Here is a 16,132-nt window from a genome sequence, read left to right as displayed (position 1 = left end):
TGCCACGCAATCGGGCCGCATCGTATAAAAATCCGGATCACGCCAATCGATGATGGCGTACCCAGACAGACGGCGGTATTCCATAATGTCCGGAGAAATCTCTGGAAAATGATGAGAGCGAGGAATAACCAAGCTGCGAGGAAATCTGTCCTATGCTCTGGTCGGTGGTCAGCAGCGATTCGGCCGCAAGATGGATACGGCTTTGCCTTATATATTCACCGATACTGCACGACCGGCTGTTGCGAAAGGAAACCTCCAATGTCCGCCGGCTGACCCGGCAATGGTCGGCAATGGTCTGGATCGGTAGTTTCTTGTCCAGGTTTTCTTGTATGTATTGGAGGGCGCGCTTGACATAGGCGGGTTCCAGATCGTGCAGCCGTGCCTCGTCCATGGCCGTGAATCTGGATTTCTCCAGATAGGGGCTGATGGCCATGCTCTTGAGTCGCATGATGTTCAGCGCCTTCAGCGTGGACAGGGCGCCTGCAAAATCGCCCTGCGTTTCCTGTATGTGGTACTCGTAGACCAGGGCATTGCGACACAGGCCTTCGAGCTGGTAGGTCTGGGCCGTGGACTTTGCCAGCATCACCGCCTGCAGGGCCTGGGCATATTGGCGCTTGCTGCAGTGCACCAGTGCGCTGCTCAGCCAGGCCCAGCCGGCAATCGGCGGGTTCTTGATCTGGTGGCGGACGCCGATGCGTTCAATGGCACGGATCACGCAGGCGGCTTCGCGGCGACCCGCATCCAGCCCTTTGACCGAGAGCTGCAGCAAATCGCTGTAGGGCCAGGCCAGGCCCGTTGGCAGCTGGCGGCCGACCCGCTCCAGCAGCGCCTGCAGGTCGGCGCTGTCGGGTGCCGCGGCGCCGAGCTGGACCAGGCCTGAATCCGGGGGCGGACCGCACCACAGATTCTGGTGATTCTTGTAGAGATAGATCTTCCACAGAATCTGCGCCCTGGCCCAATTGATCAGGGCGGACAGCCAGGGCGTGATGCCCGGCGCCATCAATGCGAAATCATGGTCCTTGCCTTCGATCAATTGCAAGGCGGTATCGAGCTCGCCCAGCCGGCTGTGCGCCAGCGCCCTCACATAGGTGGCGCAGGCCATGGATTCCGGCTGCAGCAGCGCGGGATTGGCCATTGCCGCAGTGGCCAGTGCAATCGCATTGCGCTCTTCACCCAGCTGGCAATGGATGAAGGCCGCTGCAATACGGCATGAGACCACGCGGTCGGGCATGCGGTGCAGCTCGAAAATGGCCTGTGCTTCCTGCACATATCTGAGCACCAGCAGGGGATATATGGAAGGCTCTGGCCATTTGCAGGCCTGTAGCAATTCCTCGGCCCGGCTGATTTTGTTATATCCAGTATCGGCTTGCTGGTGATGGGCGGATATTATTCTCCATAATCTGGATGCGCTCTCATCTTGGTGGCCGTGGATGTGGTGCGTCAAAAGATTGAATGAGTAAGAATTCTTATATGAAAAAATCAATGGCTAGGCGGGTGCGATGCATTTTCCCGATGAATGCATCGGCAAGGTGCTTCACAACACCCTCCTGGGGAAACACTGATTGACTGGAAGAATCTTACAGGTCAGATAAACAATTGTTTACATTTGGATTTTATTTTTCTTGCCGGATCACGCAGGCACTTGTCTTTTTGCGAAACTTTCTCTCTTGCAAATCGCCTAATTCGCTGATTGGACAGACTTTTTCTGATTGGAAAAATCCATTCAAATAGGCGAAATATTCCCTGGATTTCATGGGGTTGTTACAACGGCCAGACTCCAGCCGGGCCGCCCTGTCGGCGTGGCTGGCGCTGGCCGCGCCTGCCCCGGCAATCAGAAGGCGTGCGATATGCCCAGCACCACCGAGCTGGGCCGGCTGCCTGCCTGGACCACCGGCCCCGCATTGCTGGCGGTGTTGATGGTGAAGGCGGCACCCGCCTCGTTGTGGATGCGGCCCACGCCCGCATAGAGCTTGGTGCGCTTGGACAGCGAGTGGTCGTAGCGCACGCTCAGCGCACGCGCATCGCTCTGGGCGCGAGCCTGTCCGTGGTAGGCGCCATAGGACAGCAGCCACTGCCCCGCCATGCCCATGGGCACGGTCACGCTGGCCTCGTAGAAACGGCCCTGGCCGCTGGTGGCGGCAGGCAGGTCGTCGCGCCGCGTGGACAGCAGCAGCGCGGCGCGCGCCACGCCGAAGTCATAGGCCGCGCCCAGCAGCGCATAGCGGTCGGTATTCACGGCCGTGGTGCGCCGCTGCATCCACGATGCACCCAGTGCCCAGGGCCCGGCCGCATAGTCCACGGAGCCGCCGTACAGGCTGGCCACGCTGGAGCCCGCCGCCTCGCCGAACGAATACATGCCGCGCACCGTGAAGCCGCCCATGTTCGGCGACTGGTAGCGCAGCGAATTGCTGGCGCGCAGCACCGTGCCGTCGCGGAAATAGTTGGCCGCGTTGCCCCAGATCAGGCCGGTGAGCGCATAGCTGGCCAGCGAGGTGTGCAGCGTGGTGTAGTGGCGCCCGGCCGTGAGCTGGCCCCAGCCGCCGCCCAGGCCCACGAAGACCTGGCGACCAAAGGCGAGGCCGCCCTGGCCGCTGGCCCCCGTGTCGCCGTTGAATCCGGCCTCCACCACATAGAGCGCGCGCTGGCCGCCGCCCAGGTCCTCCGTGCCGCGCAGGCCCCAGCGCGACCCGGCGATCACGCCGCTTTCCAGCCGCTGCAGGCCGCCATTGCCCGTGCGCGCCGACTCCACCGCCATGTCCACGACGCCGTACAGCGTCACGCTGCTGCTGGGGATCGCGGGCGGGGCCGATGTCTGTGTCTGTGTCTGCGCCTGTGTCTGCGCATGCACCTGGCTTGCCAGGGCCAGGGCTGCGGCGCCCACGGCCCAGCCTCCTCGTTGCAAGGTCTTCATGATGTCTCCTCTATGGGGTATGGAAAAAATGGGGCGCTGGCCGTTGCTTGCTGCCAGGTGCTGCCAGGTGCCGCCTGGTGCTGCCCCGGGCCGCCTCGGCTGGCGTTGTCCGCTCAGTCGAGCCGGATGTTCTTCTTGGCGATCAGCGCGCCGTAGGTGCGGTTGTCCTGCGCCATGCGTGCGGACAGGGCGGCGGGGCCGACATCGTCCACGCGCCAGCCCTGGGCCAGCAGCTTGTCGCGCACTTCGGGCGAATGCAGGATGCGCTCCAGCGCCTGTGACAGTCGGGCGCGGTGGGCTGCGGGCATGGAGGCCGGCGCCATCACGGCATTCCACACCTCGATGTCCACCGCGCCCGCACCGATCTCGCGCATGGACGGCACGCCGGGCGCCAGCGGGCTGCGTTCGCTGGAGGTCACGGCCAGCGCCGCCAGCTTGCCCGACTGCACCAGCGGCATCACGGTGGAGGCCGGCAGCAGCGCCATCTGCACCTGGTCGCCCAGCAGGGCGTTCACCACGGCCGGGCCGCCGTTGTAGGGCACATGGGCCAGGCGCAGGCCCATGGATTCCTTGATCAGCTCGGCCCCCAGGTGCGTGCCCGAGCCCTTGCCGACCGAGCCGAAGTTGAACTGCCCGTTCTCGGAACGCAGGGACTGCAGGTAGGCCGCCGTATCGGTGGCGGCGGCGCGCGGCGCCACCCAGACCAGCGGCGCCGATCCGATCATGGCGATGGGCGCAAAGTCCCGCCCCGGGTCGTAGGGCAGCCGGGCGTAGAGGTATTTGGAACTGGTCAGCGGGCCGTTGCCGATCACGCCCAGCGTATGGCCGTCGCCGGCCTTGGCCACGGCATCGGCGCCGATGTTGCCGCTGGCGCCGCCCTTGTTCTCCACCACCACGGGCTGGCCCAGGGCGCGGCCCAGCGGCTCGGCCAGCAGGCGCGCCTGCACGTCGGGCGAGGAGCCGCTGGCATAGCCCACGATCAAGCGCAGCGGGCGCGTGGGCCACGCCTCCTTGTCGCCTGAGGCATGGGCGGGGAAGACCGGCGAGAGCGTGGCAGCGCACCACAGCAGGGCGGCGCGGCGCGTTGACGACTGCAGCAGCGGCTGCCTGCTTGTCTGGGGCTTGTTCATGTTCTTGTCTCCTGGAATGTTCATCTGCAATCTGGCTTCAGCGCGAAAAATACCGGTTCATGGGCCCCAGGCGCGGCGGCAATCGGGAGTGCGGGCGCTGTGACACATCCGCAGGCAGGTCGCCGCGCACCACCTGGCTTTGCAGCACAAAGGATTCGGCCTGCGCGCCCGGCAGGCTCCAGGGCGCAAGCCGCTCCAGCAGCCACTGCGCACCCTGGCGCGCGCCCTCGGCCGTGCAATGCTCGGCCAGCAGCACCACCGTGGTCTGGCCGGCCACGGCCTGGGCAATGCGTTCGCCGCCCACGGGGTAGGCCAGGTCCAGCGCGGGCGGCACGGCGCCCGCGCTGGCGCGTACCAGCAGGGCGCTGTCCTCGGCCTTGGCCAGCGCCTGCGTGGCTGCGGCGGACCAGCCGGGCAGGTCGGCGGTGGTGGCGCGCACCGCCACCAGGTGCGCGGCGGTGGAGGCGCCTGCCGTGGCCACCAGCGCGCAGGGCCGGCGCACAAAGGCGCTCAGCCGGGGCCGCATGCGGGCGGACCAGGGCGTGGGATGGGCGATCACATCGGCATACTGCGCCGTCTGCAGCGCATCCAGCCCCTGCAATCCATAGACCGTGAAATAGCTGCTGCCTGCGGCAGATGGCGCACCGCCTGCATCCGAGCCGCCTGCATCCGAACCGCGTACATAGCGGCGCCCCCACAGAAAGCCCGGCAGGCCCACGCGCTCGGGAACATGTTCCATGGCGTGCCAGTCCTCGTATTCCTCGCGCGCATCGCTGCGGTCCAGTCCGTTCCACAGCGCAAGAAAGGCGTTGCTGCCACTCATGCCTGGTGCTCCGGCTGCACCAGCACCTTGCTGGCATGGCGCGCGCGCGCCAGTGCAAAGCCTTCCTCGGCACGCGACAGCGGCACGCGGTGCGTGATCATCTGGCGCAGCAGGGGCTGGTGCTCCTGCATGAAGCGCACGACCTCGGGCCAGGCGCTCTCGGGCGCGCGGTAGGAGCCGCGCAGCTCCTGGTGGTTGCGCACCAGCGCCGTCAGGTCGATGGGCACGGGCGCTGCATGGATGCCCGTGATCACCAGCACGCCATGCACCTTGAGCGCGCGCAGCGCCGGTGCAATCACGGCGGCCGCGCCCGTGGCCTCGATCACGGCATCGAACCGGCCCCGGGCCAGATAGGGGGCAAGGGCCGCATCCATATCGCTGCCCTCGAAGTCCAGCACATCGTCAAAGCCCATGGCGCGCAACACCGCCAGGCGCGGCGCATCGCCATGCCCGGCCACCACCACCTGGGCGGCGCCTGCGGCCCGCGCAAACAGCGCAATGCCCTGGCCGATGTTGCCCGGCCCCAGCACCAACACGCGGTGGCCGGGGCGCACGCCGGCCGTGCGCACGGCCTCATGGCTCACGGTCAGCGGCTCGGCCAGCGCGGCCACATCGCCCTGCACACCGGCCGGGACCGGCACGCAGTTGCGCAGCGGCACGGCGGCCCAGGGTGCAAAGCCGCCATTGCGCAGCACGCCAATGCCGCGCCGCGTGGTACAGCCATCGAAGTTGCCGCTGGTGCAGGCCGCGCAGCGGCCGCAGGTGACCGAGGGCCGCACGGCCACCATCTGGCCCACGGTCAGGCCCGGTGCCAGGTTCTCGGCACCTTCGCCCAGCGCGGCAATCTCGCCGCTGAACTCGTGGCCGATCGTCACGGGCAGGGCAGGGGTCAGGAAGTGGTAGCTGCGGGTCCATTCGGCAATGTGCAGATCGGTGCCGCACACACCGGCCGAATGCACGCGCAGCAGCACTTCGCCAGGGCCGGGCGCGGGCATGTCCGCTTGGGTCAGTGTCAGGCCGTGGCTCGGCTCGGTCTTGCGCAGTGCTTGCATGGCGTGGGGGCCGCTGGCCCGTTGGAAATTGGCGATGGCGGCAGTGTCTCCATACGCCAGAGGTATGTCCAAGACTGAATTAGTATCTGAAGCATACGAAGCAAGTATGTTTTCAAAGGGTGAACACCTATGGAATTGCGCCACCTGCGCTATTTCGTCGCCGTGGCCGAGCAGGGCAACGTCAGCCGCGCCGCTCGCAAGCTTTTCATTGCCCAGCCGCCGCTGTCGGCCCAGCTCAAGCAGTTGGAGGAAGAGGTGGGCGCAGCCCTGTTCACACGGCTGCCGCGCGGCGTGCGGCTCACGCCTGCGGGAGAGTCCCTGCTGGAGGACGCGCGCGCCATTCTTGCGCGCGCCCAGCAGGCCCCGCTGCGCGCCCGCGAACGCCAGCAAAGCCGCCAGGGCGTGGTTCGCCTGGGCCTGGTTCCGTCGGCCATGCACTCGGTGCTGCCCGGCCTGCTGCGCCGCATTGCCGACGCCGGCTGGAACCTGCGCGTGGAAGCCCGCGAGATGATCACCTCGCAGCAACTGCGCGCCCTGCGCGCCGGAGAGCTGGACCTGGGCTTCGGGCGCCCCGGCAAGGGCGAGCCACTGGCCGAGGAAGTGGCCGGAATGGACGATCCCTACTGCCTGGCCATGGCGCCGTCCCATCCGCTGGCAGCTGGCGAAGGCGCGCTACCGCTGCAGTCGGCTGCGCATGAGCCCTTCGTGGGCTTTGCGCGCTACGAAGACGCCGACTACTTCGACCGTACCGTGGCCCTGTGCCTGGACGCGGGCTTCACCCCCTCCATACGCCACGAGGCCGGCCAGTTCGTCAACGTGCTCGCCCTGGTGGCCTGCGGCCTGGGCGTGGCCATCGTCCCCTCGTCCTTTGCCTCGCTGTACCGGGGCAAGCTGGTATTCAGGCCGCTGCAGGAATCTCGCTACCAGAGCCGGCTGGCGGTGCTGGCCGTGGCCGGGTCGGCTGACGGCGAAAGCGATGCAGGACGCGTGGCGCAGGCTGCTGCGCTGGAGTTGAAGCAGTTCGGGCGGAGATTGGCGCGGTTGCGGTGAAGAGGCTGGTTTGCGAAGTGCCCGCCTTGGCCTCAGCCAAGGAGCCACAGCAGCGCGGCTGCAGAGGCAAGAAGCAGGGCCGCAGCCAACCCCTGGCTGTACCGATGGTTCACGAAGGCGGCCAATACGCAGTACGCGGCGCAGCCAAGGAAGAGCGCCGCACCGCTCCACGCTGCAAACCATTTGGAGAACAGCAACAGGCTCAGGCCCGCGAGTGCGCAGACTCCTGGTGCCTGCCAATTCCTTGGGCTGCTGTGGACGCCCTGCAGCCACCAGAGCAGCAGTGACGCCATGAGCAGGCCGGGTCCAGCAAACCTGGGCCACCCTTCCAGCCAGGAAACGAACACCCGCTCCATCCGAAATCTGTGGATGCTGATGACAAGCACCTCCCCTGTGCTCATCGCCGACCAGATGGCGCTGAAAAAGGACCAAGTGGCTGGCAGCAAAAGCAGCAGGCCGATTGCAAAGGCACATTTCGCCTGGGACTGGTCGGTGGTCATGGATGCAGGAGCAGCGCGCTGGGTGCAATCAGCCGGGGTTGGGTGAGAAGCTGGCATTCTTTCATGATGGACCAGCTGGGAAGCGCGACAGGCGCAAGCGCCACTTGAAGAGACGCATAAAGCAAAAGACTACGCCGCAGTCAATGGCCTGCAATGGGTGCTCCGGGCCCGGGACAGATGATGGTCTGTGCGCAGGGCCCTGCGCATGCTGTGCCTTTCAAGCACACGGGCGAATATCCGCAAGCGGTGGTGCGGAGTGATCTATGCAATTACCTGTTTTCAGGTATGTGCGCGACGCAGGCGACCGTATAGAGTAAGAAGTCGTCAGCAGAGCAGTCATTTGTAACCAGCCCCAAGGTGGCGCGAAGGTCTGCCTTGTCTTTTCTGTTCATCTTTTCCGGCAAGGCCCATGCTGCAACGTTTCCATTTCCCCGCTCGTGGCGTCGGCTTCGTAAAGGCGTGCAGCGCTCTTGCTGCTGCCGTTGCCTTACCGGCCGCCCAGGCGCAGAGCATCACGGTGGCACCGCTGGCAGCCGTGGCGCCGGCGGCGATTCCTGTGGACCACCCTGGCGCTCTTGCGCTGCTGGCGTTGGCCTTGGGGGCCTGCCTTGTGCGGGGTGTGCAAAAAGGGCGGATCTCCCTGGTCGGCCTGCGTGCCTGGGCCATGGGCGGTGCTGTTGTCGTGACCGCAGCCACGGCGGTCTGGGGCGAGCGGGTGCAGGCCCAGATTCAGGAATTGCAGGAAGCCTTCAACCAGGCCGCAGGCGAGACGCTCACCGTTCCCGTGCAGACGACAGCGCTGGGTGCCGATGGCGCACCGCAGGGATTCCTGCCCGTGGTCTATCGCAACCAGACGTCGGTGCGGTTGAAAATCACCGGCATCACGGACCCTGTGTGGAACACCTGCTTTCCGCTGGGCGTGCCGGGCACGATTCCCTCGACGGCCGCGCGTCCCGGCAGCGTCTGTGCAGTCGGCGCCGCGCTGGAGGCGGGCGATTCATGCTGGGTGGACGTGGCGCAACTGTGCGCCGCGGCGGCGGACACCGTGCGCGGCAGCCATCCCAGCGTGCTTGCGCCCGACAGCGTGCAGGTGGACACGGCCGGGCAGCGCACGGGCAATGTGCTGTCCAACGATTCCGATGCCGATGGGGCGCTCGTGGTCGCCAGCTTCACCTATGAAGGCCAGACCGTGGCGGCCGGCAGCTCCCGGAACGTGGCGGGGCGCGGGACCTTCGCGCTGCAGGCAGACGGCAGCTTCACTTTCCAGGCGGATGCGAACTACAACGGCGGCCATCCGCTGGCCATCGGCTACACCGTGCAGACCGGCGCGTCCAGCACGCTGAGTGTTTTCGTGAACCGGGTGCCCGTGGCCGGCAACGATACGGCCACCACCGATGCCGATACATCCGTCACCATCGCCGTGCGCGGGAACGACAGCGATGCGGATGGGGACAGCCTGACCGTTTCCGGCATCACCCAGGGCACCCACGGTTCCGTGGTCGTGGATGCCGTCACGGGCAATCCGGTCTACACGCCGAACGCCAACTTCACCGGCAGCGACAGCTTCACCTACACCATTGGCGACGGCAGGGGCGGTTCTGCCACGGCCAGCGTGTCGGTGACGGTTGCTGCTGTGCCCTCCGGCAATCAACCGCCAGTGTCTGTCTCCGATGCGATAGTGGTGGCCGAGGGCGCTGTGGCCACGGTCCTTGCCAGCGGTGCAACCAGCGTGCTGGCCAACGACACGGACCCTGACGGCAATCCGCTCGTCGCGGTGCTGGTGACGGGTCCGGCGAACGGGTCCCTGACGCTGAACGGCAATGGCACCTTCACCTATATCCACAACGGCAGCGAGACGGTTTCCGATAGCTTCACCTACCGTGCCAGCGACGGGCAGGCCATGGGAAACATCGTCACCGTTTCCATCACGGTCACTCCCGTGAACGATGCACCGGTTGCCGTGGCAGATCAATTGATGGTTGTCACGGACATCCCGCTGAGCATCAGCTTTGCCACGCTGCTGGCCAATGACACGGATGCCGACGGCGACAGCCTGACCATTACCTTGGCTCATTCGCCGGTCAATGGCAGCCTTGCATTGCAGGCGGGCGGGGTGCTGTTCACGCCCGCTGCAGGCTACGAAGGACCGGCCAGCTTTCTCTACGACGTCAGCGATGGACGCGGTGGCACCAGTATCGGCACGGTCAATCTGTCGGTTGGAACGGCCAGCGCTCCTTCGGTCGTTGTCCTGAAGTCCCTGCTGGCCATCGCACACGGCACAGGCGGGACCAGCGTCAGGTTTCCGATAACCACGAAGCTGGTGGATACGGATGGCTCGGAAACCCTGTCGATCAGGATCAGTGGACTGCCCACCAATCTGTCCTTCAATGCGGGTACGAACCTGGGTGGTGGTGTCTGGCAATTCACCGAGGCCGACCTGCCCAATCTCATCCTGAATCTGCCTGGCAGCTACACCACGAGCGCCACGCATCTCACGGTCCAGGTCACGGCGACGGAGGTGAGCGGCGGCTTCACGGCATCGACATCCACCGTGGTCACGCTCAAGGCCTCATATACGACCGTGGATATCACCACGACCGAGAGCAGCAACCATACGGGCAGCTCGGCCAACGAATACATCACCGGTGGCAACGGCGCCAACACCATCAACGCCGGCAGCGGAAACAACATCGTTATGGGGGGCGCTGGCGACGACAACCTGTCGGCGGGCGCGGGCTTCGATGTGCTGATGGGCGGCAGCGGCAACGACACCCTCAACGCGGGATCGGGCACGGACCTGCTGGCCGGAGGCTCCGGCGACGACCTGTTGATAGGCGGCGATGCGGGCGAGAACTTTGTGGATGTCTTTGTCTGGTTGCTGGGAGATCAGGGGGCGGCTGGAACGCCGGCCTTGGACCGAATCCAGAACTTCTCCACGGCGGCAGCGGGAACCAACGGCGCAGGCGGTGATGTACTGGACCTGCGCGACCTGCTGCAGGGTGAATCCGCAGGCCCCAGCAATGCCGCAGGCAACATGGCCAACTACCTGCACTTCGAGATCACGGGAGGCGATACCTGGGTCCATGTCAGTCACACGGGCGGCTTCGGTGCAGACTCCCATGCGGTGGGTGCAGGCTACTCGGCATCGGCCGAGACCCAGCAGATCATCCTGGAAGGCGTGAATCTGCAGACGCTGTATTCCGGTGCCGCCACGGATCAGCAGATCATCACGCAGCTGCTGAACAACAATAAATTGATCGTGGATTGAGGCTGGGGTTCGGGCCTCGCCGTGCGAGAAATGCTCCCGCAGCTCAACGCCGCTCTTGCGCAGGCGCAGACTGCTCCTGGCCCGCCTTGGTCGCGCGGGGCGGAGCGACCGGCATGGGAAACCCGACAAGCGCAAGCGCCACTGCGAAAGGCAGCAGGCAGTAGAAGAGCACGCGCTTGAGCTTCATTCGCCGGAATTGAGGGTGCTTGCGCAGCCTTCAAGTGGCTGTTCCCCGTCTACATGAAATTCCTCGTATGCAGCGAAGCCAGCCGCTCGGCATGCCCACGCTCGAACCCCAGCCGCAGCAGCTTGGAAAACCGGCCGTCGGCCATGTCGCGCATGAGCTGCTGCACGCGGGCGGCGCCGCGGGCCAGGGCTTCGGGGGTGAGGGCGCCGGCGGCGATGAGGATCAGGGCGTCGAAGACTTCCTCGTTCAGGCCCGAGGTGCCGGCCAGGTTGTCGAAGCGCTGCTCCACGGCCTGGGCCAGCTGATGCTGGAAGCCGGGCTCGTGCTGCAGTCGGTACAGCAGGTGGGACATGCCCAGGGCCACATGGCGCGCCTCGTCGCGTGCGGCCAGGCGGCAGATCTGGCGTGTAAGGGGGTCGGGCGCCTCGGTCTGCAGGAACTGCAGCAGGTGCACGAAGGTGCCTTCGCCCAGCACCGACAGCAAAAAGCCCGCCACGGAAAAATCCGTCTCGTCCAGCAGGCTCTTGAGCGAGGCCTGTCCACCCGCCGTGGACAGCGCGGGCTCGCGGCCGTGGCGGCGGATGCGGCGCGTGAACACGTCGATGTGCCGCGCCTCGTCGGCCACCTGGATGGCCAGCGCCGCCTGCAGCTCGCGGTAGTGCGGGTGCAACTGGCCCAGGAAGCGCGCAGGCACCAGCAGGGCCGCGTTCTCGTTCTCCACCATGTAGGTCATGAGCTGCACGATGGCGTCCTCCACGGGCGCGGGCAGCTCGGGTGCATCGCACCAGTCGATATCGGTGTCGGCATTCCACTGCGCGGCCACGGCCTGGGCGTAGAGGTCGGCGGCGCTGTCGGTCCAGACCTGCAGCTTGTCGCTGAGCCGGAAATGGAAGGCCGGCGCCCCGGCTTCCACCTGCGCGCCCCGCGCCGCCAGGCCCCAGAACGGCTGGGCCTGCGCGGCCACGGCATCGCCGCCCGAGCGCGCATCGCTGCGGCCCGTCTGCGCCGCGCCACGCCAGCGCCCGGCCTGGGCGCCGCCGCGCGCCACGATGGCCATGGTCTGTGCTGCACCCGCGCCATCCTTCCAGCGCAGGCTGTGGCCCTGGTCGCTGCACCAGCCCGACAGCTGGGCCTGCCAGCCCGGCGCGCTGCCGGTCACGCGCAGCTGCCCGCCCACGGGCAGGGCGGCCAGCGCGTGCTTGACCAGAAGATGGGCACCGGCATCGAAGCCCAGACCCTGCAGGTCGATGACAGGCAGGGTGGAGGCGGGCAGGGTGCGGGCGTGCAGGGCGCCGCTGTCGGAATCAGGCATGGCCATGGCGCGTATCAGTAACGGTAGTCCTGCACGGTGATGCGGCCTTCGGCGTCGTAGAAGGCCTCGTCCGTCACCGCACGCTCCAGCAGGCCGTAGCCCGTGCCGCGGCCCGGGTGCCAGACCTTCAGGCCTTCCAGCTCCAGCAGCGGGCGCACGGCAGCGTCGTCCCAGGACATGGCCAGCAGGATGTCGCGGAAGGCGGCGGCGCGTTCGGCATCGATGTGCGGGCCGGCCGTCATGTTGCAGTGGTCGAAGGCGCCCGAGGTGGCCAGCACGCGCGTGCCGCCGGCCGGCAGCGTGCCTTCGCGCGCAAAGGCCTGGTAGTTCTTGCCCACCATCCATGAAGCCTGTATCTCGCCGGTCACCATGGCTGCGGCGGCCAGGCGCTCGCCGCCGATGTGGTCGCCGTGCTTGCCGCCCAGCACGTCAAAGCGGCGTGCCGTGTAGTCGCGCCCGGCCAGCAGCCCTTCCTGGCGCAGATGGTCCAGCGGGATCAGCGTGGCCTGGGGCGAGTCCACCGCACCGAAGCCCACGGTCTTGCCGCGCAGGTCCTGCACGCTCTGGATGGGGCTGTCGGCGGGCACGACCAGCAGCGAATGCAGGTCCAGGTCGGTATCGCGCATGGCGATGGACTCCACGCGCAGGCCGCGCGCGCGGGCCATGCGGTCGGCGCGCACAAAGGCCAGCGGCGAGTTCCAGGCCAGGTGCACATCGCCTGCGATCAGCGCCTCGGTCAGCGACTCGTAGTTGGAATAGAGCACGTAGTCGAAGTAGTAGCCGCGCTCGATGAAATACGCCTTGAAGCCTTCCCAGATGGTGATCACCTTGGGGGCGTAGGCCACGGCGCCGAGCTTGATCACGGGGGCGGTTGTCGTCATTCGGAAGTCCTTTGCTGGATGGGGAAGGGGATTGAGGCTATCGACAGGATCTGCGGCGCAGGTTCAGGCAGCGGCTTCGCACATGGCCTTGCCGAGCATGTCGTAGATCACGTCGGTGGTGGGCGCCATGACCGAGGCAGCACGCGCATCGCGGAACAGGCGCTCTATGCCCAGCTCCTTGCGGAAGGCGGCGCCGCCGCACACGCGCATGGCAATGTCGGTCACCTCCAGCGCGGCTTCGGCGGCGGCGGCCTTGGTCTGCAGCAGGCGCGTGCGCGTGTCGGGGCGAGCGGCTCGAACGGCGGCCACGGTGTCGTCGCGCAACAGGCGCGCCTGTTCCAGGCGCAGCTGGGCGCGGGCCAGGTAGGCGCGGATGGTGGGCAGGTCGGCCAGCGAGCTGCCGCTTTCCGCAAAGCGCGTGCCCGCCACATGGGCCACGGCGCGGCGCAGTGCGCCCTGCATCAGGCCGATGGAGGTGGTGGCGATCAGCGTGGGGAAAAACGGCATCAGGTGGCGGCCCTTCACGGCCTCGCCCTCGCCATCGGCGCCCAGCATGCGGGCGCGCGGCACGCCCACATCGCGCGCCTCGATGGGCGATGACGCATTTCCGCGCAGCCCCATGCCGTTGAAGCGCCCGGGAATGGACAGCCCCGGCAGGCGGCTGTCCACCAGCCACAGCGTATTGCCCTCGCCCTGCGTGGCGCGCGAGATCCAGACATAGGAATCGGCCTCGCCGGCCGAGGTGATCATGCTCTTGAGCGCATTCAGGTGGATGACATCTTCAGCGGCGGTGGCCGTGCCCGTGGGCGCCCAGATATGGCTGCGCGATCCCGCCTCGGACACGGCCAGCGTGGTGATGTGGCGGCCGGCGGCAATGTCGCGGCGCACCGCGTCATCGGCAAAGGGCTCGATCAGCGCCACGCCGCAGTAGTGCATGGTCAGCACCATGGCCGTGCAGGGGCAGTCCTGGGCAATGCGCTCGATGACCTGCACCGCCTCGGCCAGGCCCTTGCCCCGGCCGCCCACCTCGCTGGCGCTGATCAGGCCCAGCAGGCCGGCTGCGGCCAGCGCATCCAGCGCAGCGCGCGGGTAGCGCGCCTGCTCGTCAATCTGCGCGGCCTGGGGCGCGATGATCTCGCGCATGAGGGGTTCGAGTTGCTGCAAAACTTCCATCTGGGTTCACCGTAGGCATGCCCATGGCCGCCTGCCGAGAGGCACTTGCTGGAAGTCTGGGGAAATGCTGGAGCGCCGCGATGGCCGCTGGGCGCGCCTGCCGCATGCAGACCTGCAATGGCGGATGGGCTGGGGGAAAGAATGCGAAAGATTATGCGCCGGGTGCGCGACGGCCGGGCGCAATTGCCGGTGGCGCTTGATTTCAGTCAATTGGTGGCTGGGTACTGCCTTCGGTGGTTTCGGCCAACAGGCGGCGGGCAGCCAGCCAGACGAGGATGCCTGCAGGAAGATCGTGGTCTATATCGCAGCGCCCATTGCCAGCGCCTCTTGCGGCCCTATCGGCTTGGCAAAAAAGTAGCCCTGGGCCAAATCCACGCCCAGGCTCGCCAGAGTGTTGAATTCCTCGGCTGTCTCCACACCCTCGGCAACCACCACGCTTCCTATCTCGTGCGCGAAGCTCGTGAGGCCCTTGGCCAGCGCACGGCGGCTGCGGTCGGTATCGACATCGTGCGTGATGCTCATGTCCAGCTTGATCATGTCTGGCTGCAGATGCAGGATGTGCCGCATGCTGGAGTAGCCGGCCCCCGCATCGTCGACTGCCAAGGTCGCGCCCCGGCGCCGCAGCGGCGCCAGTGCATCGGCCAAAGCCCTGTAGTCATCCACGGCGGCATGCTCCGTGATTTCCAGCGTCACGCGTGAGAGATCCCGGTCCGAACCCAGAAGCCTGGGCAACTGCCCCGACTGGATCAGCTGCGGCGAGCAGTTGACGGCGAGCAGCCAGTCGGTGGGCAGGCTGCCAAGCGCGCCAAGCGCTGTGTCGATCGCATGGCGCTCCAGCTCCAGCCCCAGCCCCACCTCGTGCGCTGCCTTGAACCACTGGTCGGGCGGGCGACGTGGCTCCAGGTCAAAGCGTGACAGACATTCGAAACCATGCAGCTTGCCGGTCGCGATGGTGTATACGGGCTGAAATACGGGGCGCAGCGCATTGCCTTGCATTGCAAGTCGAATTTCGTGCGTCACTTTGTCTCTTGCATGCCGGACGGCAGAAGTCGCACTGAAATGAAGTCCCAATAAATCGGAGAATGCCCGCAGCAGTGACATATCGTGCGCATTCAGCGCAGGATTGGGCTGGTGGCTGAAGCAGCACAAGGTGCCGAACAATTGGTTGTCATCCAGGCGGATGGGAACGCTCAGGTGCGAGCCGATAGGAATGGTGTGCGTTTCCGGTATCTCCTGGGCAGCGGCCAACAGGGATGTGTCGGGAATCAACTCCGGCAATTCGCCATTGACCACTTTCTGGCAATAGCCCTCGCTCAATGGAATCTTTTGATGCTGGAAAATCACCCCGGCAGTGCTCTCGTCCACATGCTCCAGCACCCGATCCTCTTCCCGGAATCGGGCCACAAAGGCGACATCCATGCCGAGATGCCGACGAACGACAGACAGAACACGGTCGACTCCATCCAGTTCAATGGCAAAAGCGAAAATTCTGCTCAAAGGTGCGAATGTGGATTTACGAAGGGTCATTTCGTTGATCTGCTCTATCAGATGTGTACGCACATTGAATTCACACGCTGCCTGCGGGCTGGCTATCCTCGGTTCCGAGTGCGATGGCCAAGCGGTGCGATATGAATTGATAAAAGGAATGAATTATCATTAACCCGCTCCATTGACCGATACGCGGCAAATCGTGGTTGCCGCGCGATAGAAAATCCCAATCGAACCACCAGTTGCAAGCCCAGTGGCAACCCCGTTTGCAACCCAAAGCAGTAGTGAGAAAAACAGACTTAAGTATGCGCGGTTGAAGTGCGCAGGTCGAGTCCGTCTGTTCGGATTGACAATAGT

12 protein-coding genes are annotated in these 16,132 nt (G+C 66.0%); 2 read left to right on the top strand and 10 right to left on the bottom strand.

What is annotated here, in order from left to right; translation table 11 throughout:
• Positions 1-37: 37 nt before the first annotated feature.
• From INR38_RS24905 to INR38_RS24885, 5 genes are all read right to left on the bottom strand, one after another.
• On the bottom strand, positions 38-1,444 hold the full coding sequence (locus INR38_RS24905) for an AraC family transcriptional regulator (RefSeq protein WP_232533434.1): 1,407 nt from the start codon (positions 1,442-1,444) through the stop codon (positions 38-40).
• Positions 1,445-1,831: 387 nt separating this feature from the next.
• Complete coding sequence (locus INR38_RS24900) at positions 1,832-2,911, bottom strand: porin (protein ID WP_207443909.1); 1,080 nt, start codon at positions 2,909-2,911, stop codon at positions 1,832-1,834.
• A 113-nt stretch (positions 2,912-3,024) separates the two neighbouring features.
• The gene (locus INR38_RS24895; protein WP_207443907.1) at positions 3,025-4,041 is read right to left on the bottom strand and encodes a tripartite tricarboxylate transporter substrate binding protein; all 1,017 of its coding nucleotides are present in this window, start codon (positions 4,039-4,041) and stop codon (positions 3,025-3,027) included.
• Positions 4,042-4,078: 37 nt separating this feature from the next.
• Positions 4,079-4,864 (bottom strand): hypothetical protein, encoded by a 786-nt coding sequence (locus INR38_RS24890; protein WP_207443905.1) that lies wholly within the window; start codon positions 4,862-4,864, stop codon positions 4,079-4,081.
• Positions 4,861-5,916, bottom strand: a complete 1,056-nt coding sequence (locus INR38_RS24885; protein WP_012206318.1) for an alcohol dehydrogenase catalytic domain-containing protein — start codon at positions 5,914-5,916, stop codon at positions 4,861-4,863. Before INR38_RS24885 ends, INR38_RS24890 begins: the two co-directional genes overlap by 4 nt.
• A gap of 129 nt (positions 5,917-6,045) precedes the next feature.
• Between INR38_RS24885 and INR38_RS24880 the strand changes: the two genes are divergently transcribed.
• Positions 6,046-6,966 (top strand): LysR substrate-binding domain-containing protein, encoded by a 921-nt coding sequence (locus INR38_RS24880; RefSeq protein WP_192366534.1) that lies wholly within the window; start codon positions 6,046-6,048, stop codon positions 6,964-6,966.
• 32 nt (positions 6,967-6,998) lie between these two features.
• Here INR38_RS24880 and INR38_RS24875 read toward each other — a convergent pair whose 3' ends face one another.
• Positions 6,999-7,466, bottom strand: coding sequence for a hypothetical protein (locus INR38_RS24875; protein ID WP_207443903.1), 468 nt, complete (start codon positions 7,464-7,466; stop codon positions 6,999-7,001).
• 409 nt (positions 7,467-7,875) lie between these two features.
• On the opposite strand from INR38_RS24875, the gene INR38_RS24870 reads away from it, so the two are divergent.
• Positions 7,876-10,734, top strand: coding sequence for a midcut-by-XrtH protein (locus INR38_RS24870; protein WP_207443901.1), 2,859 nt, complete (start codon positions 7,876-7,878; stop codon positions 10,732-10,734).
• 236 nt (positions 10,735-10,970) lie between these two features.
• On the opposite strand, the gene INR38_RS24865 is transcribed toward INR38_RS24870, so the two are convergent.
• The 4 genes from INR38_RS24865 to INR38_RS24850 all read right to left on the bottom strand — a co-directional run bounded on the left by INR38_RS24865 (position 10,971) and on the right by INR38_RS24850 (position 15,814).
• Entirely contained in the window at positions 10,971-12,239 is a 1,269-nt protein-coding gene (locus tag INR38_RS24865; RefSeq protein ID WP_207443899.1) for a ferritin-like domain-containing protein, read from the bottom strand.
• Positions 12,240-12,247: 8 nt separating this feature from the next.
• Positions 12,248-13,114, bottom strand: a complete 867-nt coding sequence (locus tag INR38_RS24860) for a phosphate/phosphite/phosphonate ABC transporter substrate-binding protein (protein ID WP_207443897.1) — start codon at positions 13,112-13,114, stop codon at positions 12,248-12,250.
• 63 nt (positions 13,115-13,177) lie between these two features.
• Positions 13,178-14,287: an acyl-CoA dehydrogenase family protein gene (locus INR38_RS24855; protein ID WP_207443895.1), complete on the bottom strand. Its 1,110-nt coding sequence runs from the start codon at positions 14,285-14,287 to the stop codon at positions 13,178-13,180.
• A 297-nt stretch (positions 14,288-14,584) separates the two neighbouring features.
• Entirely contained in the window at positions 14,585-15,814 is a 1,230-nt protein-coding gene (locus INR38_RS24850; RefSeq protein WP_013801771.1) for an EAL domain-containing protein, read from the bottom strand.
• Between the last annotated feature and the right edge of the window lie 318 nt (positions 15,815-16,132).

The sequence above is a fragment of the Delftia sp. SD018 genome, from assembly GCF_017355445.1.
Taxonomy (GTDB): Bacteria; Pseudomonadota; Gammaproteobacteria; order Burkholderiales; family Burkholderiaceae_C; genus Comamonas; species Comamonas acidovorans.
Note: the sequence above shows the minus strand (reverse complement) of the source record. Positions and strands in the feature narration are given on the sequence as shown.